Annotated in this window: 23 protein-coding genes; 7 read left to right on the forward strand and 16 right to left on the reverse strand. The window is 63.6% G+C overall.

Annotated features, from left to right (window positions below):
• Positions 1-3: 3 nt before the first annotated feature.
• From tsaE to WA950_RS22980, 8 genes are all read right to left on the reverse strand, one after another.
• A complete protein-coding gene (gene tsaE / locus WA950_RS22945) occupies positions 4-1,500 on the reverse strand; it encodes a tRNA (adenosine(37)-N6)-threonylcarbamoyltransferase complex ATPase subunit type 1 TsaE (protein WP_424554060.1) in 1,497 nt (498 codons plus the stop codon).
• A 6-nt stretch (positions 1,501-1,506) separates the two neighbouring features.
• On the reverse strand, positions 1,507-4,050 hold the full coding sequence (locus tag WA950_RS22950) for an ATP-binding protein (RefSeq protein ID WP_424554061.1): 2,544 nt from the start codon (positions 4,048-4,050) through the stop codon (positions 1,507-1,509).
• A gap of 202 nt (positions 4,051-4,252) precedes the next feature.
• Positions 4,253-5,653 carry an adenosylhomocysteinase gene (gene ahcY / locus WA950_RS22955; RefSeq protein WP_424554062.1) on the reverse strand — a complete coding sequence of 467 codons (1,401 nt, stop codon included), beginning with the start codon at positions 5,651-5,653 and terminating at the stop codon, positions 4,253-4,255.
• 167 nt (positions 5,654-5,820) lie between these two features.
• The gene (locus WA950_RS22960) at positions 5,821-6,093 is read right to left on the reverse strand and encodes an HPr family phosphocarrier protein (RefSeq protein WP_424554063.1); all 273 of its coding nucleotides are present in this window, start codon (positions 6,091-6,093) and stop codon (positions 5,821-5,823) included.
• 15 nt (positions 6,094-6,108) lie between these two features.
• Positions 6,109-6,510 carry a PTS sugar transporter subunit IIA gene (locus WA950_RS22965; protein ID WP_424554064.1) on the reverse strand — a complete coding sequence of 134 codons (402 nt, stop codon included), beginning with the start codon at positions 6,508-6,510 and terminating at the stop codon, positions 6,109-6,111.
• Between the two features lie 150 nt (positions 6,511-6,660).
• Positions 6,661-7,116 carry an HPr kinase/phosphorylase gene (locus tag WA950_RS22970; RefSeq protein WP_424554065.1) on the reverse strand — a complete coding sequence of 152 codons (456 nt, stop codon included), beginning with the start codon at positions 7,114-7,116 and terminating at the stop codon, positions 6,661-6,663.
• On the reverse strand, positions 7,113-8,894 hold the full coding sequence (locus WA950_RS22975) for a stimulus-sensing domain-containing protein (RefSeq protein ID WP_424554094.1): 1,782 nt from the start codon (positions 8,892-8,894) through the stop codon (positions 7,113-7,115). The genes WA950_RS22970 and WA950_RS22975 overlap by 4 nt, the downstream gene beginning before the upstream one ends.
• A 119-nt stretch (positions 8,895-9,013) precedes the next feature.
• Positions 9,014-9,742: a response regulator transcription factor gene (locus WA950_RS22980; protein WP_424554066.1), complete on the reverse strand. Its 729-nt coding sequence runs from the start codon at positions 9,740-9,742 to the stop codon at positions 9,014-9,016.
• A gap of 314 nt (positions 9,743-10,056) precedes the next feature.
• Between WA950_RS22980 and WA950_RS22985 the strand changes: the two genes are divergently transcribed.
• The 3 genes from WA950_RS22985 (at position 10,057) to WA950_RS22995 (ending at position 12,850) form a co-directional block, all read left to right on the forward strand.
• Positions 10,057-11,667: a phosphoenolpyruvate carboxykinase gene (locus WA950_RS22985; protein ID WP_424554067.1), complete on the forward strand. Its 1,611-nt coding sequence runs from the start codon at positions 10,057-10,059 to the stop codon at positions 11,665-11,667.
• 114 nt (positions 11,668-11,781) lie between these two features.
• A complete protein-coding gene (gene arfB / locus WA950_RS22990; RefSeq protein ID WP_424554068.1) occupies positions 11,782-12,216 on the forward strand; it encodes an alternative ribosome rescue aminoacyl-tRNA hydrolase ArfB in 435 nt (144 codons plus the stop codon).
• Positions 12,217-12,232: 16 nt separating this feature from the next.
• Positions 12,233-12,850 (forward strand): alpha-ketoglutarate-dependent dioxygenase AlkB family protein, encoded by a 618-nt coding sequence (locus tag WA950_RS22995; protein ID WP_424554069.1) that lies wholly within the window; start codon positions 12,233-12,235, stop codon positions 12,848-12,850.
• 18 nt (positions 12,851-12,868) lie between these two features.
• Here WA950_RS22995 and coaA read toward each other — a convergent pair whose 3' ends face one another.
• The 8 genes from coaA to WA950_RS23035 all read right to left on the reverse strand — a co-directional run bounded on the left by coaA (position 12,869) and on the right by WA950_RS23035 (position 17,977).
• Positions 12,869-13,864 (reverse strand): type I pantothenate kinase, encoded by a 996-nt coding sequence (gene coaA / locus WA950_RS23000; protein WP_424554070.1) that lies wholly within the window; start codon positions 13,862-13,864, stop codon positions 12,869-12,871.
• The gene (locus WA950_RS23005; RefSeq protein WP_424554071.1) at positions 13,864-14,184 is read right to left on the reverse strand and encodes a phosphoribosyl-ATP diphosphatase; all 321 of its coding nucleotides are present in this window, start codon (positions 14,182-14,184) and stop codon (positions 13,864-13,866) included. Before WA950_RS23005 ends, coaA begins: the two co-directional genes overlap by 1 nt.
• Before the next feature lie 10 nt (positions 14,185-14,194).
• Entirely contained in the window at positions 14,195-14,971 is a 777-nt protein-coding gene (gene hisF / locus WA950_RS23010) for an imidazole glycerol phosphate synthase subunit HisF (protein WP_424554072.1), read from the reverse strand.
• Positions 14,968-15,711, reverse strand: a complete 744-nt coding sequence (hisA, locus tag WA950_RS23015; RefSeq protein WP_424554073.1) for a 1-(5-phosphoribosyl)-5-[(5-phosphoribosylamino)methylideneamino]imidazole-4-carboxamide isomerase — start codon at positions 15,709-15,711, stop codon at positions 14,968-14,970. Before hisA ends, hisF begins: the two co-directional genes overlap by 4 nt.
• Before the next feature lies 1 nt (position 15,712).
• On the reverse strand, positions 15,713-16,354 hold the full coding sequence (gene hisH, locus WA950_RS23020) for an imidazole glycerol phosphate synthase subunit HisH (protein WP_424554074.1): 642 nt from the start codon (positions 16,352-16,354) through the stop codon (positions 15,713-15,715).
• A gap of 1 nt (position 16,355) precedes the next feature.
• On the reverse strand, positions 16,356-16,832 hold the full coding sequence (locus WA950_RS23025; protein WP_424554075.1) for a DUF2628 domain-containing protein: 477 nt from the start codon (positions 16,830-16,832) through the stop codon (positions 16,356-16,358).
• A 22-nt stretch (positions 16,833-16,854) separates the two neighbouring features.
• On the reverse strand, positions 16,855-17,448 hold the full coding sequence (gene hisB, locus WA950_RS23030; protein WP_424554076.1) for an imidazoleglycerol-phosphate dehydratase HisB: 594 nt from the start codon (positions 17,446-17,448) through the stop codon (positions 16,855-16,857).
• 283 nt (positions 17,449-17,731) lie between these two features.
• On the reverse strand, positions 17,732-17,977 hold the full coding sequence (locus tag WA950_RS23035; protein ID WP_424554095.1) for a hypothetical protein: 246 nt from the start codon (positions 17,975-17,977) through the stop codon (positions 17,732-17,734).
• A gap of 121 nt (positions 17,978-18,098) precedes the next feature.
• On the opposite strand from WA950_RS23035, the gene hslV reads away from it, so the two are divergent.
• From hslV to WA950_RS23055, 4 genes are all read left to right on the forward strand, one after another.
• The gene (gene hslV / locus WA950_RS23040; protein WP_424554077.1) at positions 18,099-18,659 is read left to right on the forward strand and encodes an ATP-dependent protease subunit HslV; all 561 of its coding nucleotides are present in this window, start codon (positions 18,099-18,101) and stop codon (positions 18,657-18,659) included.
• Complete coding sequence (locus WA950_RS23045; RefSeq protein WP_424554078.1) at positions 18,646-19,140, forward strand: GNAT family N-acetyltransferase; 495 nt, start codon at positions 18,646-18,648, stop codon at positions 19,138-19,140. The genes hslV and WA950_RS23045 overlap by 14 nt, the downstream gene beginning before the upstream one ends.
• Positions 19,141-19,154: 14 nt before the next feature.
• Positions 19,155-20,465, forward strand: coding sequence for an ATP-dependent protease ATPase subunit HslU (gene hslU, locus WA950_RS23050; RefSeq protein ID WP_424554079.1), 1,311 nt, complete (start codon positions 19,155-19,157; stop codon positions 20,463-20,465).
• A gap of 182 nt (positions 20,466-20,647) precedes the next feature.
• A complete protein-coding gene (locus tag WA950_RS23055) occupies positions 20,648-21,595 on the forward strand; it encodes a DUF1402 family protein (protein WP_424554080.1) in 948 nt (315 codons plus the stop codon).
• Positions 21,596-21,672 lie beyond the last annotated feature (77 nt).

Genomic DNA, 21,672 nt, shown 5'->3' on the forward strand with positions numbered 1-21,672 from the left:
CGCTTATGATTCGGTCGCGAGGATTCCAGCCTTTTCGCACCACGCGCGCAAGGGGGCGAGGTCGGGATGGGACAGCGCCCGCTGCAGATTGCGCAGGGTGCGCGGCATGTGGCGCATGTAGGAAGGCTTGCCGTCGCGCTGCATCAGGCGCACCCAAAGGCCGACGAGCTTGCAGTTACGCTGCGCCGCCATGACATGCCAGTCGCGGGAAAAACGCTCCCGGTCGAAGCCGGAATCCCTGCCGCGCAGGGAAAGATAGTGCTCGAGCAGGTTGTCGGCGAGTTCGTCCGGGATGTCGACGCGGGCGTCCTGCACGAGCGAGGCGAGGTCATAGGCCGAGGGGCCGATCATCGCGTCCTGGAAGTCGATGATGCCGACCCGGTCGGTGCCATCCGCATCCGGTCGCCAGATGATGTTGGGCGAATGGAAGTCGCGCAGCAACAGGTTGTGCTCGGCGCTGGCAAGGCTTGCGATCAGCGCATCCCAGATGGCGACATAGTCGCGCCGCTCGTCATCGCTTGCCGGCGTGCCGCACTTCCAGGGCACATACCAGTCAGTCAGCAGGCTGACCTCGATCTGCATGGCGTCACGGTCGAAATCCGGCACGCGATGGACGATATCGCCCGCAACCGGAAGATCGCGCGAAAAGGCCTGCCCGTGCATCTGCGCGAGGCAAGCTGCGCTTTCGCGGTAGCGCTCCGCGATCGGCGCGCCGTTCTCGTCGAGCACACCGTCGTTGCCGAGGTCCTCGATCAGCAGAATGCCCTGCTCGATATCCATCTCGTATATCGCCGGCGCGCAAAGGCCGCGCGACACGAGATATTTGCCGATCGCGATGAACGGCTTCACGTCCTCGGCGATATGGGCGATCTGCTGGTAGTATTTGCCATGCGCGAGGATCGGTCCGGGCGGCTGGCGCGGCGAATCCATCAGCACGTAGCGCTTGCCGCCGGCCTCGATATGCTCATAGGCGCGCACGGAAGCGTCGCCGGTCAGGTGTCGGCGTGCCGCATTCCCGTAGCCGCGCCCGTCAAGGAAAGCACGGATCGCCAGTGCGCGCCGGATGCGGGCAAGCGCCGGTGCCGGAGCGTCGATTGCAACGCGCCGGCCGTCGCCCTCGTGCACGAAGGTGAGTGTGATGCCCTCCGCAGGCAGCGCGCCGGCCCCCTTGTCCGGCCATTCGACGAGACAGATGCCGTCGGAAAGCGCCTCGTCGAAGCCGAGTTCGTCGATTTCGGCAGCGTCCGCGATGCGGTAGAGGTCGAAATGCGCGACGGGGATGCGCAGGTCGTAGAGCTGGACGAGCGTGAAGGTCGGGCTTGGGACTTCCAGATAGGCGTCGTCGGCGATGGCGCGGATCAGCGCACGCGAAAAGGTCGACTTGCCGGCGCCAAGATCGCCTTCCAGCGCGACATAGTCGCCGCGCTTGAAAGCCAGCGCCATGTCCTCGCCGAAGCGGAGGGTTGCGGCTTCGTCGGCGAGGAAGATGTCGAGCGACATGGGTGCCTATTCCGCCGCTGCGAAGGAGGTCATCGTCGCCGAGGGGATACGGCAGGTGACCAGCGTTCCGCGGCCCTCATGGCTGTCGATGCTGACGGTGCCGTGATGGAGGCTGACGAAGCTTTCGACGATGGACAGGCCAAGGCCCGCTCCGCCGTGGCGTCCGTGGCTCTCGAAGCGGTTGAAGACCGTTTTCAGAACGTCTTGCGGAATGCCCGGCCCGCGATCGGAGACCGTGAAGACGAGATCGCTGCCCTCGCGCCAGCACCGAAGGCCGATGGAGGTGCCCTGCGGTGCGAAATTCGCGGCATTGCCCAGGAGCTTGATGAGTATCTGCTTGAGGCGCTGCTGGTCGGCGACCATGGAGCCGAGATTGTCCGGCGCCGTGATTTCCAGCGTCACCTGCGCATCGTGCAGGCGGTCGGCGAACTGCATCGACACGTCGTCGAGCAGGTCCGTCAGATTGATCTCCGTATAGTCGAGTTCCATGATGCCGGCATCGACGGTCGCAAGGTCGAGAATGTCGTTGACGATGGTCAGCAGCACCGCCGAGGACGTCGCGATATGGTCGACATATTCCGATTGCCGATCGTTGAGCTCGCCCATGGTCGGCGTCTTCAGGAGATCCGCGAAACCGATGATGTTGGTGAGCGGCGAGCGCAGCTCGTAGGAGACGTGCTGCACGAAATCGTTCTTCAGCGCATCGGCCTTGCGCAGCGCCTCATTCTTTTCCGTGAGGGCGCGGCTGACACGCACGCTGTCGGTGATGTTGACGAAGGTCAGCATCGTCTGGGCGTTGGACAGCGGGATGACCGCGAAGTCGAGCACCAGCCCGGTGCGCAGTTCCAGCATGCCCTGGCAGGAAGGCCGCTCGTCGTCGAAGCTGGTGATCATGTGCGCAAAGCGCTTCCAGCCGTCGGGCCTGTCATAGGAGGGCGCGCAGGCCTGTTCGATGGCGCGGATATGGGTGCCGGATTTTGCCTCGGCCTCGCTGATGCCCCACAGCGCGCGGAATGCCGGGTTGGAAAGGCGGATACGCCCGTCCGGGCTGAACACGGCGATGCCTTCGGCGAGATGATCGATCGTCTCGTCCTGAACCTGGACCAGCGTGTTGTAGCGCGTTTCCAGATCGACCTTCTCGGTCAGGTTCTCGAACACCCAGGTCGCGCCGCCCTGCGGGCGGGCGGTGGCGAAGACGCGCAGGGTCTGGCCGTTCGGCAGGTGCCACAGGTCGGTCTGCGTCTCGATTGCGCGGTAGACCGAAAGCGCGGTGTCCTTCCACTGTTTCCAGTTGAGCTGTTCCGGCAGCTTGCCCCCGGCGCGCAGGCGGTCGAGCAGCTCGCCATTGCCCGGCTTGCTTTCGAGGAAGGCCGTCTCGATCTCCCACATGCGCTGGAAGGCCTGGTTGTAGAATTGCAGGCGCTGTTCGCCGTCGAAGATCGCCACCGGCGTCGCTAGGTGGTCGAGCGTTTCGGCATGGCTCTGCAGCGTGCGCACGAGTTCCTCGCGCACGGCCTCGATATCGGAAATGTTGACGGCGATGCCGGCAGAACCGGTCGCGCTGCGCGAATCGACGACATCGAAGAAGCTGCGATTGCCGTGCACGACGGTCGAGACCTTGTCGCGGAAGGGGGCGTCGTAGCTGCTCGTCGCGCGGATTTTCTCGCGGGCAATGGTCGGCAGGAGTTCGCGGCCCTCATGAACGGCGCTGGTTGCATCCTTGGCCTCGACGGCCTCGGCATAGGCTTCGTTCACCCAGGCGAGCGCACCATCGGCGCCACGCTGCCAGACGGGAAGGTCGATCTGGTCGAGCAGGCCCTGCAGGGTGCTGAGCGCAGCGACCAGCCGGTCGCGCTCGAGCTTGAGTTCCGCCGCTTCCGCGCGCAGGTTGTTCAGCGCCACGAAGCGCACGAAGGCCTGTCCGCCGGAAACGCGGCCCTGGGCTTCCACCACCTCGTCGCGGGTTGTCTCGACGACAAGGTCGAAGCTCTGCGCCTGCGAGCGCAGCTTTTCGACGGCGCGTTCGATCTCGGCGGCGGAATTGGGCTTCAGCCAGCGGCCGAAGGCGAGGAAATCGCGGTCGGCCAGCGGCGCGCCGGTTTCGGCCGGAAGCTGGCCGAGGAATTCCGGCTTGTTGGAAAGGCCGTCCCACACGACGATGCGGCGGTTCTTGTCGCCGATCAGCGCCTGCAGGCGGGAAACGTTGTGGCGCGCATCGGAAAGATGCGCCTTCAGCTCGCGGTTTTCCGCTTCCATGCGGCCGCGCTGACGGATCATCCAGATGGCGGAAACCATGGCGGCCGACATCACGCCGAGCAGCATGGAGACCGTGACGATTTCCGTGGTGGCAAGATAGGGGCCGGCGGCATGGGCCGGGCCGGCAAGCGAGGCCAGCGCAGAGCCGGCCGTCAGGATCGATACGAGACGGCGCCTGCCATCCGTAAACCATCCGTTAACCATAAGGTCATTTTGCAGCGCTGGTGAATGCGCCTCATCCCGCTCCGGCATGGCAAAAGCCTGCCCGGAACGGCTTCGTTTCAATTCCGACATCATCCCCGGTATGTCTCCGTCCGTTTGCCGCCTGATCGACAAGACATCCCGATCCAGCGCGAAAGGTCCGCATCTGCACGCCGAATCAACGCCTTAACGATACTTGGTTCCAGAATCTTCGGGAAGGGATGGGGCCAAAAAAGAAGCTGCGCGCCTTGTCAAGCGCGCAGCCTCTAGATGTTGTGGATAATCCGGGTAAGGATCAGTACCTGTAGTGTTCGGCCTTGAACGGGCCCTGTGTCGTCACGCCGATATAGCCGGCCTGCTCCTCGGAGAGTTCCGTGAGCCTTGCGCCGAGCTTGGCGAGGTGAAGGCGGGCGACCTTCTCGTCGAGCTGCTTGGGCAGGACGTAGACTTCGTTCTTGTAGGCGTCGCCCTTCGTGTAGAGCTCGATCTGGGCGAGCACCTGGTTCGAGAACGAGGCAGACATGACGAAGGACGGGTGGCCGGTCGCGTTGCCGAGGTTCAGCAGGCGGCCTTCCGACAGCAGGATCATGCGGTTGCCCTTCGGGAATTCGATCATGTCGACCTGCGGCTTGATGTTCGTCCACTTGAAGTTCTTCAGCGCGGCGACCTGGATCTCGTTGTCGAAGTGGCCGATATTGCCGACGATCGCCATGTCCTTCATCTCGCGCATGTGATCCACGCGGATGACGTCCTTGTTGCCGGTCGTGGTGATGAAGATGTCGGCGCTGGAGACAACATCTTCGAGCTGCACGACTTCAAAACCGTCCATGGCGGCCTGCAGGGCGCAGATCGGGTCGATTTCCGTGACCTTCACGCGGGCACCAGCGCCACGCAGGGAGGCGGCGGAGCCCTTGCCGACGTCGCCATAGCCGCAGACGACGGCGACCTTGCCGGCCATCATCACGTCGGTGCCGCGGCGGATGCCGTCGACCAGCGATTCCTTGCAGCCGTACTTGTTGTCGAACTTCGACTTGGTGACGGAATCGTTGACGTTGATCGCAGGGAAGGGCAGCAGGCCCTTCTGCTGGAGCTGGTAGAGACGGTTGACGCCGGTCGTCGTTTCCTCGGTCACACCCTGGATGGCGTCGCGCTGCTTGGTGAACCAGCCCGGGGAGGCGGCAAGGCGCTTCTTGATCTGTGCGAAGAGGATTTCCTCTTCTTCCGAGCCGGGGTTCACCAGCACGTTTTCACCGGCTTCGGCGCGTGCGCCGAGCAGGATGTACATGGTGGCGTCGCCGCCATCGTCGAGGATCATGTTGGACAGGCCGCCATCGGCCCACTGGAAGATCTTGTCGGTATAATCCCAGTATTCGGTGAGGGTCTCACCCTTCACGGCATAGACCGGGATGCCGGCGGCGGCGATCGCGGCGGCGGCATGGTCCTGCGTGGAGAAGATGTTGCACGAGGCCCAGCGCACGTCCGCGCCGAGTTCCACCAGCGTCTCGATGAGAACGGCCGTCTGGATGGTCATGTGCAGCGAGCCGGTGATACGCGCGCCCTTGAGGGGCTTGGCTGCGCCAAACTCTTCGCGGCAGGCCATCAGGCCCGGCATTTCCGTCTCGGCGATCTGAATTTCCTTGCGGCCGAAATCGGCAAGCGCGATGTCGGCGACGTGGTAGTCCTGCGTGGTGGTCATGAGGTCTCCGGCCTTCTGGGCAATTCCAGCAAGAGCGAGCGCCGTTTGCATCCGGAATTGCAAAAAAAAACGAACAGTTGCAATGATGATGGCGCTTCCTATCAGGAAACGGCGGTTGGAGCAACTGGATATAAAGAAGTCTTTATATCCTTATATTAACGGGAAGCTTACATTTCCTCGCCGAAGCGGTCGGCGACAAGCGTGTCGAGCGCGTCGAGCACCTCGCGCGCCTGGGCGCCCGTCGCGGTGACGAACACGCTGCAGCCGGGGCTGGCGGCCAGCATCATCAGGCCCATGATCGAGGTGCCGCCCACGGTCATGCCGTCCTTGGAGACGGTGACCTCCGCATCGTAGCCATCGACCGTCTGGACGAATTTCGCCGAGGCGCGGGCGTGCAGACCCCGCTTGTTGATGATGAGAAGCTCTTTCGAGGCGGTCATGGACGATAGGAGACCTTATTTGCCGCTGAGCACGCGGCTCGCCACGTTGATATATTTGCGGCCGGCCTCCGATGCGTCGATCAGCGCCTTTTCCATGTTGTTCTCGCCGCGAATGCCGGCGAGCTTGATCAGCATGGGAAGGTTGACGCCGGCAATCACCTCGATGCCCTCGCCCGTCATCACCGAAATGGCAAGGTTCGACGGCGTGCCGCCGAACATGTCGGTGAGGATGATGACGCCATGGCCCTGATCGGCGGTCATGACCGCTTCCAGGATATCCTGGCGGCGCTGGTCCATGTCGTCCTCGGGGCCGATACAGACCGTCTCGATGGCCTTTTGCGGACCGACGACGTGTTCGAGGGCGTGCCGGAATTCATCCGCCAGCTTGCCATGGGTGACAAGCACCAGTCCGATCATTAGCAGTCGCTCCAGTTTCCCGACACAGACGGACGGCCTTTTATCGCAATGCAATAACTCCGTCCACCGCTGGGCTGGCCATCATGTCAGCGAAAAGGCCAAGTGCAAGCCCAAAATGCCCGGTTTTGCTTCAGCCGCGGTCTTTCGCAGTCAACTTTTCAGGATTTCCGGGTGGATTGCGACCAATGTCGAGAAAGCCGTGCAGCCGGGAAAGAGCGGCAGGCGGGTCAGCGGCAGAAAAAGCGCGGGAAGAACCTCGTGGGTCTCGCCCGCCGGCGGCAGGCGCTCGGCAAACGGCGGCTCGATCGGGCGGATGGCCCGGTGCAGCACGGCCTCCTCGACCGTCTCCATCTTGATGATGCCTGCCCCGCGCACTTCCATCAGGCCCGCGATGCTGGCAGGCGCCCGGGCGACAAGGCGGCCGTCCGCCTGCGACACCAGAACCTGGTCATCGCTGACGAGGGCGGCGAACAGCCCGCGGGCGCGGGCCTCGCCGATGCAATGCAGCGCGACGGCGCTCTTGCCCGCGCCGGAAGGCCCGACGAACAGCAGGCCCGTCGTGCCGATCACGATAGCCGTTCCGTGCACGTTGGCGGGGGCGGTCATTTCTGTGCGCCCGCCGGCAGGGCGAGCGTGAAGCGGGCGCCGGTGATTTCGCCGGTCTCCTTGTCGGTGATATTTTCCGCCTTCAGCGTGCCGCCATGTGCCTCGGCGATCTGCCGCGAGATGGAGAGGCCGAGGCCGGAATTCTGACCAAAATCCTCGGTGGCCGGGCGGTCCGTGTAGAAGCGCTCGAAGATGCGGTCGATATCTTCCGCCTGGATGCCGGGCCCGTTGTCCTCGATCTGGATGATGCAGCGGTCGTTGCGGCCGCGCGACAGGCGAACGACGATGCGTCCGCCCGGATCGGGCACGAAGGAGCGGGCATTCTCGATGAGGTTGGTCACGATCTGGCCGATACGCAGCTCATAGCCGCTGATTTCGAACCTGGTCTTCGGATTGTCCTTCCGGTCGACGACGAAGTCGAGGACGACCGGCTTCTTGCGCGTATTGACCTGGCGGGAAATGTCGATGAGGTCGCCGAGCAGTTTTTCGAGATCGACGGTGCGCGCGTCGCTGCGGGCAAGTTCGGCATCGAGGCGCGAGGCGTCGGAAATGTCGCTGATCAGGCGGTCGAGGCGGCGCACGTCGTGCTGGATGATGTCGAGCAGGCGCTTCTTGGAATCCTCCGTGCGGGCGAGCGGCAGGGTCTCCACGGCGCTGCGCAGCGAGGTCAGCGGGTTTTTCAGTTCGTGACTGACGTCGGCCGCGAAACTCTCGATCGCGTCGATGCGGTCGTAGAGCGCCGCCGTCATCTGGCGCAGGGCAATGGAAAGGTTGCCGATCTCGTCCTGGCGCACGGAGAAGTCGGGGATTTCCTCACGGTCCTTGGCGCCGCGGCGCACGCGCACCGCCGCGGCCGAAAGCCGGCGCAGCGGGTTGGCGATGGTGCTGGAGAGCAGCAGCGACAGCGCGATGTTGACGAGGCCGGCAACGCCCGCGACCCGCATGATGGCAAGGCGCTCGGCATGCACGATCTTGTCGATGTCGCCGGCCTGCGTTGAAAGAAGCAGCACGCCGAGCACGGCGCGGAAGCGCTGCACCGGCACGGCCACCGAGACGATCAGCTCGCCCTTGTCGTTGACGCGCACCACATAGCCGCGCACGCCGGTCAGCGCATTCATCACTTCCGGATAGATCGCGCCGTCACCGCCCGGCGCTTCCTTGTATTGCGGCAGGTTGCTCGGCTGGAGGATGCGGTTGAACCACACATTCAGGCGATCGATGAGGCTGCTGCTTTCCGGCTCCACCGGTGGCAGGTCGAAGCGCAGCACCTGGCCCTGGGTATAGAGGTGGCGTGAATCGAGCAGCAGGTTCGCATCCGTATCGTAGATGCGCGCGCGGGTGCGGGTGGGCGAGATCAGCCGCCTGAGGACAGGGGCGACGCGCTCGGGATTGATCGGGAATTCCAGGTCCTCGTCGTTCGGCAGCGGCGTGATGCTCTGGCCGGCCTGAAGTTCGAGCAGCTTTTCCGGATCGATGGTGATCGAATTGGTGTCGACCGAAGCTGAGGCTGAAATCGCGCCGGCGATGATTTCGCCCTGCGTCAGCAGGCTTTCGACGCGCGCATCTATCAGGCCTTCGCGGAACTGGTTGAGGTAGAGGATACCTGCGACGAGCACGACGAGCGCGACGAGGTTGAAGAACATGATGCGGCGCGTGAGGCTGGAAAAGACCGCATTGCCGAAGATGCGGCGCGCCAGCGTGAAGGGATGGGTCCAGCGACGCCGGAACGAACGCGGCGCGGGCCGGCTGTCGGCTTCCCCTCCATCCCTTTCGAGCATCTTCTGCGACACGCGGTCCTATCCTTGCATGCGAGCGGCGTCGCACGCCGCCCGGACTGCGGCATGCCATCGCCGCCGCCTTCGATGCAAGTGAAATCGCATCGAAGGCGCGGTGCGCCTCAGGCCGATTCGCGGAAGCGGTAGCCGACGCCGTAGAGGGTTTCGATCATGTCGAAGTCGTCGTCGACCATCTTGAACTTCTTGCGAAGCCGCTTGATGTGGCTGTCGATCGTGCGGTCGTCGACATAGACCTGCTCGTCATAGGCCGCATCCATCAGCGAATCGCGGCTCTTCACGACACCGGGGCGCTGGGCCAGCGAATGCAGGATGAGGAACTCCGTGACGGTCAGCGTTACCGGCTCGCCCTTCCAGGTGCAGGTATGGCGCTCCTGGTCCATGACGAGCTGGCCGCGTTCGAGCGAGCGGGCCGTGACCTCGCCGGGCTTTGCGGCATTGCCGCTGCCGGCCGAGGCCGCCGCCTCGCGGCTCGAGGCGCGCCGCAGGATCGCCTTGACGCGCTCGACCAGCAGGCGCTGCGAGAACGGCTTGGTGATGAAGTCGTCGGCGCCCATCTTGAGGCCGAACAGTTCGTCGATCTCCTCGTCCTTCGAGGTGAGGAAGATGACGGGGATGTCCGACTTCTGGCGCAGCCGCCGCAAGAGCTCCATGCCGTCCATGCGGGGCATCTTGATATCGAAGATTGCAAGGTGCGGAGGGCGGGCGAGAAGGCCGTCGAGCGCCGAGGCGCCGTCCGTATAGGTCTCCACCTTGTAACCCTCGGCCTCCAGTGCGATCGACACGGATGTGAGGATATTCCGGTCGTCGTCGACGAGTGCGATCGTCTGCATCCTGCTAGTCTCCATATTCATGGGCGCCTTTCCCGACCTCGGATTCGAGTTCCTGTCCTGGATGAGTGAGACGCTTGTCTGGGGGTAAAGGTGGAACAAATTGTGGCAAAGATAAAGGGAGACGTTCGAGGCCGCGTTTCCGAGTCATTTTTAAATCGATTATTCAAACGATTAAAAAAGTAAGACTATTATTTAAATCGATTAATTAATTGATATCATTGCCTAATTTCGATTCTCCTCTTGTTTTTATGACGGGCGAATATTAGGTTCCGCAAAATTCACCTGGGTCTTCGTCCATGGAGGGAAACTGGACCATGCAGGAACTTGGCATTCGCAACCCCGCTCAGGGGCTCGCCTCGATGGGCATCGACACCAACGGCACGGTCCGGTACAACTTTGCAGCAGAAGCCCTCTATGAAGAGGCGCTCGGCCGCGGCGAAGCTGTCAAGACCGCCCACGGCGCCCTTCGCGCGCTGACCGGCCAGCACACCGGCCGCTCGCCGAAGGACAAGTTCGTCGTACGCGACGAAAACACCGACGGCGCCATTTGGTGGGACAACAACAAGGCCGTGTCGCGCGAGCATTTCGACGTGCTTCATGCCGACATGCTGGCGCATGCCGCCGGCCGCGACCTCTTCGTGCAGGATCTCGTCGGCGGTGCCGATGCCGAATATGCCCTGCCGACCCGCGTCGTCACGGAACTTGCCTGGCATTCGCTGTTCATCCGCAACCTGCTCATCCGTCCGGAAGAGAAGGATCTTGCCGGCTTCGTGCCAAAGCTGACGATCATCGACCTGCCGACCTTCAAGGCTGACCCGGCGCGCCACGGCGCCCGCACGGAAACCATGATCGCCTGCGATCTTTCGCGCGGCATCGTGCTCATTGCCGGTACCTACTATGCCGGCGAGATGAAGAAGTCGGTCTTCACCGTCCTCAACTGGCTGCTGCCGTCGAAGAAGGTCATGCCGATGCACTGCTCGGCCAATGTCGGCCCTGATGGCGATGCCGCCGTGTTCTTCGGCCTGTCCGGCACCGGCAAGACGACGCTGTCGGCCGATCCGAGCCGCACGCTGATCGGCGACGACGAGCACGGCTGGGGCGAAAACGGCATCTTCAACTTCGAAGGCGGCTGCTACGCCAAGACGATCCGCCTGTCGGCCGAAGCCGAGCCGGAAATCTACGCGACGACCCAGCGTTTCGGCACGGTGCTTGAAAACGTCGTGCTCGACGCGAACGGCGTTCCGGACTTCAATGACGGCTCGCTGACGGAGAACACCCGTTGCGCCTATCCGCTGCACTTCATTCCAAATGCCAGCGAAACCGGCAACGCGCCGCATCCGAAAACGATCATCATGCTGACGGCCGACGCCTTCGGCGTGATGCCGCCGATCGCCAGGCTCACGCCCGACCAGGCCATGTACCACTTCCTGTCCGGCTACACTGCCAAGGTCGCCGGCACGGAACGCGGCGTGACCGAGCCGGAAGCCACATTCTCGACCTGCTTCGGCGCCCCCTTCATGCCGCGCCATCCGACTGTCTACGGCAACCTGCTCAAGGAACTGATCGCCGAGCACGGCGTCGATTGCTGGCTGGTCAACACCGGCTGGACGGGCGGGGCTTACGGCGAAGGCCGCCGCATGCCGATCAAGGCGACCCGGACGCTGCTCGCCGCCGCTCTTGACGGTTCGCTGAAGGACGCGCTGTTCCGCCGCGACGACAATTTCGGCTTCCAGGTGCCCGTTTCGGTGCCGGGCGTCGACACGAAGATCCTCGACCCGCGCTCGACCTGGGCGAATGGCGCGGCCTACGACAAGCAGGCCAAGAAGCTCGTCGACATGTTCATCGTGAATTTCGAGAAGTTCGAAAACCAGGTGGACGGCGGCGTGCGCGATGCAGCGCCCGGCCTGAAGGTCGCCGCCGAGTAAGCTTTTGGTAATGATTCACGTGAAACCCGGCCCGAAAGGCCGGGTTTTTCGTTTCAGTGGACGGGCTTCCCGTTTTCGCGGCTGCCCGCTACAACGGCCTGGAAAGGAACATCCATGGCCAGCGACCCCCTTTACATCAGCGGCTCCATAACGATTGCCGGTTGGGAACTGACCGAACAGTTCGTGCTGGCCGGCGGCCCGGGCGGGCAGAACGTCAACAAGGTCTCGACGGCGGTCCAGCTTTTCTTTGACCTGCGCAACTCGCCGTCCCTCAACGAGCGCATCAAGGCGAATGCGGAAAAGCTTGCCGGCCGCAGGATTTCCAAGGACGGCGTGCTGATGATCGAGGCGAATCGCTTCCGCAGCCAGGAACGCAACCGCGAGGATGCGCGTGAGCGGCTGAAGGAGCTGATCCTCAAGGCGGCAGAACCGCCGCCGCCGCCACGCAGAAAGACGAAGCCGACGAAAGGCTCGATAGAACGCCGGCTCAAGGCAAAGTCGGGCCGGGCCGACGTGAAACGCATGCGCGCCAAGCCTGGCGGCGATTGAGCGGGGAGGGGCGGCAATGGCTGAGCGCGGACTGGCATCGGGGCTTGGATATTTTCCCGATCATTTCGACCGGGCGGCGCAGGAGGCGCTGGTCGCCGCCATCCGGCAGGTGGTGGTGGAGGCGCCGCTCTTCGTGCCGCGCATGCCCAGGACGGGTAAGCCGATGTCGGTGCGCATGACCAATTGCGGATCGCTCGGCTGGGTGACGGACAAGGACAACGGCTACCGCTACCAGCCGGTCCATCCCGAGACGGGCCGGCCCTGGCCGGCCATTCCCGCCGCCCTTCTCGCCCTGTGGGAGGAGGTCTCCGGCTTCGACAAGCCGCCGGAGGCCTGTCTTGTCAATTTCTACGATCCCGACGCAAAGATGGGACTGCATCAGGACCGCGACGAAAACGCGTTCGCCGCGCCGGTGGTTTCCGTGTCGCTGGGGGATCAATGCCTGTTCCGCGTCGGCGGGGTTTCCCGTGGTGATCCGACCCGGTCTTTCCGGCTGTCGAGCGGTGACGTCTTCGTTTTCGGGGGAGAGAGCCGGCTGATCTTCCACGGCGTCGACCGTATCTATCCCGGCACGTCGACGCTGCTGAAGAATGCGGGCCGCATCAACCTGACGCTTCGCCGCGTCAATCCCTGACCCCAGCCGTAAGCCGGCTTATAATTTGCGCAGCGCGACCGTCTCGATGAGGTGGTCCTTGCCCTTCTGCAAAATCAGGTCGGCGCGCGGACGCGTCGGCAGGATGTTCCGGTGCAGGTTCTTCAGGTTGATGTTTTTCCAGAGGCCTTCGGCGATCGCGAGCGCCGCCGTCTCGCTGATCGTTGCGAAGCGGTGGAAGTAGGAATCCGGGTTCTGGAAGGCGGTTTCGCGCAACCGCATGAAGCGCTCCACATACCAATTGTGGATCAGCGCCTCTTCCGCATCGATATAGATCGAGAAATCGAAGAAATCCGAGACCATCGGCACGATCTTGCCGTCCGCCGGCAGGTTGCGCGACTGCAGCACGTTGATGCCTTCGAAGATCAGGATGTCCGGCCGGTCGATGGTGCGGAAGGTATCGGGCAGCACGTCATAGGTGAGATGCGAATACATCGGCGCCTGGACGGCCTGCTTGCCCGCCTTGATCGCCGAGAGGAAGCGCAGCAGCGCGCCCATGTCGTAGCTCTCCGGAAAACCCTTGCGGTCCATCATGTCTTCGCGCTGGAGCACGGCGTTCGGATAGAGGAAGCCGTCGGTCGTCACGAGATCGACCTTGGGGCTGGACGGCCAGCGTGAGAGCAGTTCCATCAGGATACGCGCGGTGGTCGACTTGCCGACCGCCACCGAGCCCGCAATGCCGATGACATAGGGCGTCTTGGCCTCGTCGGAGAGACTGAGGAAATGCTTCCTCTGCTCGAAGAGCATCTGCGAGGATTCGACATGGGCCGAAAGCAGGCGCGAGAGCGACAGATAGATGCGCCGCACCTCGTCGAGGTCGATCGGGTCGTTGAGCGAACGCAGGCGCTGCACTTCGTCCGCCGTCAGCGTCAGGGGGGTATCGGCCCGGAATTGGGCCCATTCGTCCACCGTGAAGAAGCGGTAGGGAGAATAGTCGCGGTTGCCGAAATCGTCCGGAATATCCGCTCGGTCCTTGTCGCGCGATGCCTGGATCATCAGCTCTTCCGGCTGGCCTTCTCCGCTAGGCCGGTCTGGCCCGTGCGCCGTTCCAGCTCCTCCATGACATCTTGTAGCGGGACGCCGCCAATTTTCAATACGACCATCAAATGATAGAGCAGATCGGCCGTTTCGCTTGTAAGATCGGCTTTTTTGTTCTCGATCGCCGCAATAACGGTTTCGACAGCCTCTTCGCCGAGCTTTTTTGCCGCTTTCTGCTGTCCGGCAGCAACGAGCTTCGCCGTCCAGCTTTCCGCCGGATCGGCCGCGGCGCGGGTTGCGACGATGCGTTCGAGATCGGCAAGGGTGAAGGTGCTCATAGGTCGCTCCTCAGTCGAGACGCATGGCGATGCCGTGATCGGCCATGTAGCGCTTGGCCTCACCGACCGTATATGTGCCGAAATGGAAGATCGAGGCGGCAAGCACCGCCGTCGCATGGCCGTCACGCACACCTTCGACGAGATGGTCGAGCGTGCCGACGCCGCCGGACGCGATGACCGGCACGGAGACGCGATCGGCGATGGTGCGGGTCAGCGCGATGTCATAGCCGCCCTTCTGGCCGTCGCGGTCCATCGAGGTCAGCAGCAATTCGCCGGCGCCCCGTTCCACCATCTTCTCGGCAAAGGCGACGGCGTCGATGCCGGTCGGCTTGCGGCCGCCATGGGTGAAGATCTCCCAGCGATCCTCTTCGCCTTCCTGCGAAACCTTCTTGGAATCGATGGAGACGACGATGCACTGGTTGCCGAACTTGTCGGCAGCTTCCGCGACGAAATCCGGATTGGCGACGGCGGCCGAGTTGATCGAGACCTTGTCGGCACCGGCCAGCAGCAGCTTGCGGATATCGGCGACCGCGCGCACGCCGCCACCGACGGTGAGCGGCATGAAACAATGATCGGCCGTGCGCGCCACGACGTCGAAGATCGTGTCGCGGTTGTCGGAGGAAGCGGTGATGTCGAGGAAGCAGAGTTCGTCGGCACCGGCCGCATCATAGGCCTTGGCCGATTCCACCGGATCGCCGGCATCGACGAGGTTGACGAAGCTGACGCCCTTGACGACGCGACCGTCCTTGACGTCGAGGCAGGGGATGACGCGAGCCTTGAGGGTCATGCCGCCTGTCCTTTCGCTTCACGGATCATGGCGAGTGCTTCGGCCGGGTCGATCCGGCCGTCATAGAGCGCCCGGCCGGAAATCGCGCCTTCGAGCTTGCGGGCGTCGGGGGCGACGAGGCGGCTGATGTCGTCCATGGAGGCAAGGCCGCCCGACGCGATGACGGGAATGGAGACGGCATGGGCCAGTTCCAGCGTGGAAGCCCAGTTGATGCCGGTCAGAATGCCGTCGCGGTCGATATCCGTGTAGATGATCGCGGCGACGCCCGCGCCCTCGAATTTCTTCGCAAGCTCGATCACGCCGAGTTCGGAGGCTTCCGCCCAGCCCTCGACGGCGACCTTGCCGCCCTTGGCGTCGATGCCCACGGCGACCTTGCCGGGAAACTGCCTGCAGGCCTCGATGACCAGCGCCGGATCGCGCACGGCGACGGTGCCGAGGATGACGCGGGAGAGCCCGCGCGACAGCCAGTTTTCGATATGGTCCAGCGTGCGGATACCACCGCCGAGCTGCACGGGGTTCTTCGTCGCCTTGAGGATCGCGTCGACGGCGGCGCCGTTGACGCTTGTCCCGGCGAAGGCGCCGTTGAGATCGACGACATGCAGCCATTCAAAGCCCTGGTCCTCGAAGGCTTTCGCCTGGGCGGCCGGGTCGGGATTGTAGACGGTGGCCTGGTTCATGTCGCCGAGCTTGAGGCGAACGCACTGGCCGTCCTTCAGGTCGATGGCGGGAAAGAGGATCATGTTATGGCTTCCAGCGCAGGAAATTGGTGATGAGGGCGAGGCCGAGCGTCTGGCTTTTTTCCGGGTGGAACTGTGCGCCGGCCTTGTTGCCATTGGCGACGAAGGCGGTCATCGGACCGCCATAGTCCACGGTTGCGACCACGTCTTGCGGGTCTTCCGCGGCAAGATGGTAGGAATGCACGAAATAGGCGTGCAGCGTTTGCGGAATGCCGTCGAACAGCGGGTGCGGGCGCCTGGCGTTCAGCGTGTTCCAGCCGATCTGCGGGATCTTGAGGTCCGGGTCGTCCGGCGTCATCAGCACGACGTCGCCCTTGATCCAGCCGAGACCTTCCGTGGTGGTCTTTTCGAGGCCGCGCGAGGACATGAGCTGCATGCCGACGCAGATGCCGAGGAAGGGGCGGGCTTTCGTCTCGACCACGTCGCGCAGCGCTTCCACCATGCCGGGCACGGCATTCAGGCCGCGGCGGCAATCGGCATAGGCGCCGACGCCCGGCAGCACGATGCGGTCGGCGCCGGCGACGCGTTCGGCCTTGTCGGTGAGGTCGATTTCGGCGTCGATACCGGCCTCGCGGGCGGCGCGCTCGAAGGCTTTGGTGGCCGAGCGCAGGTTGCCCGAGCCGTAGTCAATGATTGCAACGCGCATTTCAGCGTCCTTCCTTGAAACCCACGAGGCCGAGCATGGGAGCGTGCCGGCAGGCGGAGGTCTCGGATGCCGGCAGGAGGGACCGGGCGCTTTCGTGCGCCGTTGCCTCACCGGTCAGGTTTTCCATGTAGTAAATCTCTTCGGCCGTTGCACGGTCGTCGGCCACTATCGCCGCATCGACCGTCCAGCCTTGCCGTTCAAGGCCGGCGACGACCATGGACGGTCCTTCGAGCGCGACCAGCAGGCCGGTCGCAACGCCGAGGCCGAGACCGGCAAGGCCGAAGACCGGATGGTCGGCGATGGCAGAGCCGAATGCCAGCACGGCGAAGGCGAGCGCTGCGGCGAGCCAGGCGCGATGCCAGAGCAGCCAGAGGACCGGCAGGAAAAGTGCGATCCAGGAGAAGCGGTCGCGGACGATCCGGGCGGCTTCATCGCCGCTCCGGGCGCCCGGCGGTATCAGAACAAGGAACGTGGCCATCAACAGGCCTCCAGCTGTGCCCTCAGGCCAGCGTACCCTTCGTCGAGGGAACGCGGCCCGCCTGGCGGGGATCGATCTCGGTCGCGGTGCGCAGCACGCGTGCGACAGCCTTGAAGCACGTCTCCGAGATATGATGGTTGTTCGCGCCGTAGATGTTCTGGATATGCAGCGTGATGCCGGCGTGCTGGGCGAGCGCCTGGAAGAATTCGCGCACCAGCTCGGTGTCGAAGGTGCCGATCTTCGGGGCGGAGAACTCCACGTTCCAGACGAGGAAGGGGCGGCCGGAAACGTCCACGGCGGCGCGCGTCATGGTCTCGTCCATGGCAAGGTCGAGCGAGGCATAGCGCGTGATGCCGCGCCGGTCACCGAGCGCCTTGGCGATGGCCTGGCCGATGGCGATGCCCGTGTCCTCGACCGTGTGGTGATCGTCGACGTGAAGATCGCCCTCGGTCTTGATCTCCATGTCGATGAGCGAATGGCGCGACAGCTGGTCGAGCATATGATCGAAGAAACCAACGCCCGTCGAAATGGTCGACGTGCCGGTGCCGTCGATATCGACGGTGACCGAAACGGAGGTCTCGTTCGTCTTGCGCGAAATGCTGGCTGTGCGGCTCATTCTATCCTCTGGCTTTCCTTCGAGGTTTCTCCGGGAAATTTACCGCCGCTCCTTAACAGGGCTGTCATGAAAAGACCAGTCTTTCGGGCGCTTTCGGCGCATGGCGAAACGGCCCGCACGGCCTGCAGCCGGGGCGATGGAGCCGTCCGGAAAACCACGCGAAAGCGCTGTCCCTCAAAGCGGGTTGGAACGGCTTTGCCGCACGGCCGGTCGCCGTGACGAAACAAGGGTGAGGGAGCGGGAAAAGCGCGCAAAAGGAAGCCGGCTCTCGCCGGCATCCTCGTTATTTCTTCTTGAGCGAGCTCTCGGTGTTCTTGACCTGCGAGCCAAGCGTGGGCGGGGCGGATTTGTCAGCGCCCTTTTCCTTCTTGGGTTTGCGCGCTTCCTTGTTGCTTCGGACTTGACCCTTGGCCATTGCCGTAACCCCTCTGTTGGTGACAGCCCATAACCTGCCCATCGCCAGGAGAATGCAAGGTTTATTTTGCGCCGGGCGGTCCTTGCGCGTCCGGTGCGGGATGGATGCCGGCATTGAACGAAACCGTGCCCGCCTCCCGTTTGCAATTGGCGAAACGCCGCTTACATAGGAAAGAACGAGGCCGTCTCGCCGGCGGCGCCATGTCCGGGGAAACCGGGCCCTTGAAGGTCTATCCATGAGTGAACACAACCCCTATGCTTCCATGCACGCCACGACGATCATCACCGTCCGCAAGGACGGCAAGGTGGTCATGGCGGGTGATGGCCAGGTGAGCCTTGGCCAGACGGTGATGAAGGGCAATGCGCGCAAGGTTCGCCGTCTTGCCAAGGGCGACGTGATTGCCGGTTTCGCCGGCGCGACCGCCGACGCCTTCACGCTTCTCGAGCGGCTCGAGGCCAAGCTCGAACAATATCCCGACCAGTTGATGCGCGCGGCCGTCGAGCTTGCCAAGGACTGGCGCACCGACCGGTATCTGCGTCGGCTCGAAGCCATGATGCTGGTCGCCGACAAGTCCGTCACGCTGGCGCTGACCGGCAATGGCGACGTGCTGGAGCCGGAACATGGCACGATGGCGATCGGCTCGGGCGGCAACTACGCCTATGCCGCGGCCCGCGCGCTGATGGACACCGACAAGTCTGCCGAGGAGATCGCGCGCCGCGCCATGCAGATCGCCGGCGACATCTGCGTCTATACCAACCACAATGTCGTGGTGGAGACGCTGGATGCCGAGCGCTGAGGCCTACGCATTCCGGCCGGTAACGGAGGCCGACCTGCCGATGCTGGAACGCTGGCTGAACGCGCCGCACGTCCGGCGCTGGTGGGGCGAGCCGGCGACGGAGGTTGCCGGCATAAGGGAGGATTTCGACGATCCGCGCATGGAGGCCTTTGTCGTCCTTCATGCCGGCACGCCCTTCGCCTACCTGCAATCCTACCGGATCGACGCGGACGACCTGTCCTTCGGCGACCGGCCGGATCGCACGATCGGCATCGACCAGTTCATCGGCCCCTCCGACATGGTCGGCATCGGCCACGGGCCGGCGATGATCGATGCCTTTGCAGACAAGGTTTTCGCCGATGGGATGGAACGGATCGTGCTCGATCCCCATCCGGACAATGCGCATGCCATCCGGGCCTATGAAAAGGCCGGATTCCATGCTTTCGATCAATGCATGACTAAGGACGGCCCGGCGCTGATGATGGCCCGGGATCGTTGCTAGAAACGGGAAGCCCCATGACCAATTTTTCCCCTCGCGAGATCGTCTCCGAACTCGACCGCTACATTATCGGCCAGCACGACGCCAAGCGCGCCGTCGCCATCGCGCTGCGCAACCGGTGGCGCCGTCACCAGCTGGAGCCGGACCTGCGCGACGAGGTGATGCCGAAGAATATCCTGATGATCGGGCCGACCGGCGTCGGCAAGACCGAGATTTCGCGCCGCCTCGCCAAACTTGCCGGTGCGCCCTTCGTCAAGGTCGAGGCGACCAAATTCACCGAAGTCGGCTATGTCGGCCGTGACGTCGAGCAGATCGTGCGCGACCTCGTCGAGGTCGGTATCGGCCTGGTGCGCGAGAAGAAGCGCGCCGAGGTGACGGCGAAAGCCCATATGAACGCCGAGGAACGGGTGCTCGATGCGCTCGTCGGCGCCACCGCCTCGCCGGCGACGCGTGACAGCTTCCGTAAGAAGCTGCGCAACAACGAACTGGACGACAAGGAAATCGAGGTCGACGTCGCCGATACCGGCGGCGGCATGCCTGGCGGCTTCGAGATCCCCGGCATGCCGGGCGCCAATATCGGCGTTCTCAACCTTTCCGAAATGTTCGGCAAGGCGCTGGGCGGGCGCACGAAGAAGGTGAAGACGACGGTCAAGGACAGCTACAAGGTCCTGGTCGACGACGAATCCGACAAGCTGCTCGACAACGAGCAGATCCAGCGCGAAGCGATTCACTCCGCCGAAAACGACGGCATCGTCTTTATCGACGAGATCGACAAGATCGCCGCGCGCGACGGCGGCATGGGGGCGGGCGTCTCCCGCGAGGGCGTGCAGCGCGACCTGCTGCCGCTCGTTGAAGGCACGACTGTCGCCACCAAATACGGGCCGGTGAAGACGGACCACATCCTCTTCATCGCCTCGGGCGCCTTCCATGTCTCCAAGCCCTCGGACCTCCTGCCGGAGCTTCAGGGCCGCCTGCCGATCCGTGTCGAGCTGAAGGCGCTCACCAAGGAAGACTTCCGCCGCATCCTCACGGAAACGGAAGCCAGCCTCATCCGCCAGTACAAGGCGCTGATGCAGACGGAAAGCGTCGATCTGGAATTCACCGAGGACGCGCTCGATGCCCTGGCCGACGTGGCGGTGCAGCTCAATGCCAGCGTCGAGAATATCGGCGCGCGGCGTCTCCAGACGGTGATGGAGCGCGTGCTCGACGAGATCTCCTTCGAGGCTCCCGACAAGCCCGGCAACAAGCTGCTGATCGACGCCGAATATGTGCGCAAGCATGTCGGCGCGCTGGCGGCCAACACTGACCTGTCGCGCTATATCCTGTGACGTTTCGGCACCGGTGGCCCGTTTCGCAGCCACCGGTGCCGGATTTTTGATGGCGTGGCCCCTCGACAGAAAGGGCCGCGCGGCCTAGGCCTTTGCCCGCGCTTTGGCATCATTCCGACATGATTGTTGTGCATCGGTCGCCGCCATCCGCCGACAGACTTGACCAGACGGGAACCGGAATCGTGCGACAGCTCTTGCCTGTGCTTGCCCTTGCAGCCGCTCTTTTTGTCCAGAGCCAGACGACGGCGCTCGCCATCGACGTGGTGCCTGCCGGAAACCGCAATGCCGAGCAGCCGAACATTCCGGGCGCCTCCGTGCGGCGCACCAAGGCCGGAAAAACCTCCTTCGACGCGAAATACGAGAAGGTGCGCGACCTTCTGGCCAATGACGGTCAGCTGACCGGCAAGATCAAGTCGGTGGCGGGCCGCTACGGCATCAATCCGATCCACATGGTCGGCGCGATCGTCGGCGAGCACACCTATAATGTCGATGCCTACGACCGGCTGCAGAGCTACTACGTGAAGGCCGCGTCCTATACCGGCAAATTCCGCTTCGCCTATGACGGGCAGTCGATCGCGGACTTCGTCGACCGGCCGGAATTTTCCCAGTGCGCCGGCAAGAAGGGGTCCTATGCCCTGTGGACCTGCCGCGAGAGCGTCTGGAACCGCACCTTCAAGGGCAAGACGGTCGGCGGCACGTCCTTCCCGAACAACCGCTTCAGCGCGGTGTTCTTCCAGCCCTTCTACGCAGGCCAGACCTTTGGTCTCGGCCAGATCAACCCTTTGACGGCGCTGACGCTGACCGACGACGTGGCGCGTATCTCGGGCTATGACCGGCTCGACGAGAGCGACGCGGCCGGCGTTTACCAGGCGATCATGGATCCCGATATCTCGCTGGCCTACATGGCCGCCGCGATCCGCCGCTCGATCGACGCCTACAAGAAGTCCGCCGGTGTCGATATCTCGAAAAATCCGGGCCTGACCGCAACGCTTTACAATATCGGCAATCCCGATGCGCGCGCCAGCGCCTTTGCCGCCCGCCGCGCGGCAGGCGAGGTGACCTGGCCGGAAGAAAACTACTACGGCTGGCTGATCAACGACAAGCTGGCGGAACTCCAGGGCCTGCTCTAGGATTTTTTTGTCGCGTTATCCGACGCCGAAGCGATGCCGCTTCGGCTGGAAATGCTCCAGCCTTGCCTTTCAATCGG

The organism is Shinella sp. (assembly GCF_049651085.1).
In the GTDB taxonomy this organism is placed as follows: domain Bacteria; phylum Pseudomonadota; class Alphaproteobacteria; order Rhizobiales; family Rhizobiaceae; genus Shinella.

Excerpts from the sequence above, each read along its gene's own strand:
- arfB (WP_424554068.1), top strand. The coding sequence starts at position 11,782 with ATGGCCAGCGACCCCCTTTACATCAGCGGCTCCATAACGATTGCCGGT.
- WA950_RS22965 (WP_424554064.1), bottom strand. The coding sequence starts at position 6,510 with ATGATCGGACTGGTGCTTGTCACCCATGGCAAGCTGGCGGATGAATTC.
- WA950_RS22960 (WP_424554063.1), bottom strand. The coding sequence starts at position 6,093 with ATGACCGCCTCGAAAGAGCTTCTCATCATCAACAAGCGGGGTCTGCAC.
- WA950_RS22970 (WP_424554065.1), bottom strand. The coding sequence starts at position 7,116 with ATGACCGCCCCCGCCAACGTGCACGGAACGGCTATCGTGATCGGCACG.
- WA950_RS23035 (WP_424554095.1), bottom strand. The coding sequence starts at position 17,977 with ATGCCGGCATCCATCCCGCACCGGACGCGCAAGGACCGCCCGGCGCAA.
- tsaE (WP_424554060.1), bottom strand. The coding sequence starts at position 1,500 with ATGTCGCTCGACATCTTCCTCGCCGACGAAGCCGCAACCCTCCGCTTC.
- hslU (WP_424554079.1), top strand. The coding sequence starts at position 19,155 with ATGACCAATTTTTCCCCTCGCGAGATCGTCTCCGAACTCGACCGCTAC.
- WA950_RS22975 (WP_424554094.1), bottom strand. The coding sequence starts at position 8,894 with ATGCTCGAAAGGGATGGAGGGGAAGCCGACAGCCGGCCCGCGCCGCGT.
- WA950_RS23005 (WP_424554071.1), bottom strand. The coding sequence starts at position 14,184 with ATGAGCACCTTCACCCTTGCCGATCTCGAACGCATCGTCGCAACCCGC.
- WA950_RS22980 (WP_424554066.1), bottom strand. The coding sequence starts at position 9,742 with ATGCAGACGATCGCACTCGTCGACGACGACCGGAATATCCTCACATCC.
- WA950_RS22950 (WP_424554061.1), bottom strand. The coding sequence starts at position 4,050 with ATGTCGGAATTGAAACGAAGCCGTTCCGGGCAGGCTTTTGCCATGCCG.
- WA950_RS22995 (WP_424554069.1), top strand. The coding sequence starts at position 12,233 with ATGGCTGAGCGCGGACTGGCATCGGGGCTTGGATATTTTCCCGATCAT.
- ahcY (WP_424554062.1), bottom strand. The coding sequence starts at position 5,653 with ATGACCACCACGCAGGACTACCACGTCGCCGACATCGCGCTTGCCGAT.
- WA950_RS23045 (WP_424554078.1), top strand. The coding sequence starts at position 18,646 with ATGCCGAGCGCTGAGGCCTACGCATTCCGGCCGGTAACGGAGGCCGAC.
- WA950_RS22985 (WP_424554067.1), top strand. The coding sequence starts at position 10,057 with ATGCAGGAACTTGGCATTCGCAACCCCGCTCAGGGGCTCGCCTCGATG.
- hisB (WP_424554076.1), bottom strand. The coding sequence starts at position 17,448 with ATGAGCCGCACAGCCAGCATTTCGCGCAAGACGAACGAGACCTCCGTT.
- WA950_RS23025 (WP_424554075.1), bottom strand. The coding sequence starts at position 16,832 with ATGGCCACGTTCCTTGTTCTGATACCGCCGGGCGCCCGGAGCGGCGAT.
- hisF (WP_424554072.1), bottom strand. The coding sequence starts at position 14,971 with ATGACCCTCAAGGCTCGCGTCATCCCCTGCCTCGACGTCAAGGACGGT.
- hisH (WP_424554074.1), bottom strand. The coding sequence starts at position 16,354 with ATGCGCGTTGCAATCATTGACTACGGCTCGGGCAACCTGCGCTCGGCC.
- hslV (WP_424554077.1), top strand. The coding sequence starts at position 18,099 with ATGAGTGAACACAACCCCTATGCTTCCATGCACGCCACGACGATCATC.
- coaA (WP_424554070.1), bottom strand. The coding sequence starts at position 13,864 with ATGATCCAGGCATCGCGCGACAAGGACCGAGCGGATATTCCGGACGAT.
- hisA (WP_424554073.1), bottom strand. The coding sequence starts at position 15,711 with ATGATCCTCTTTCCCGCCATCGACCTGAAGGACGGCCAGTGCGTTCGC.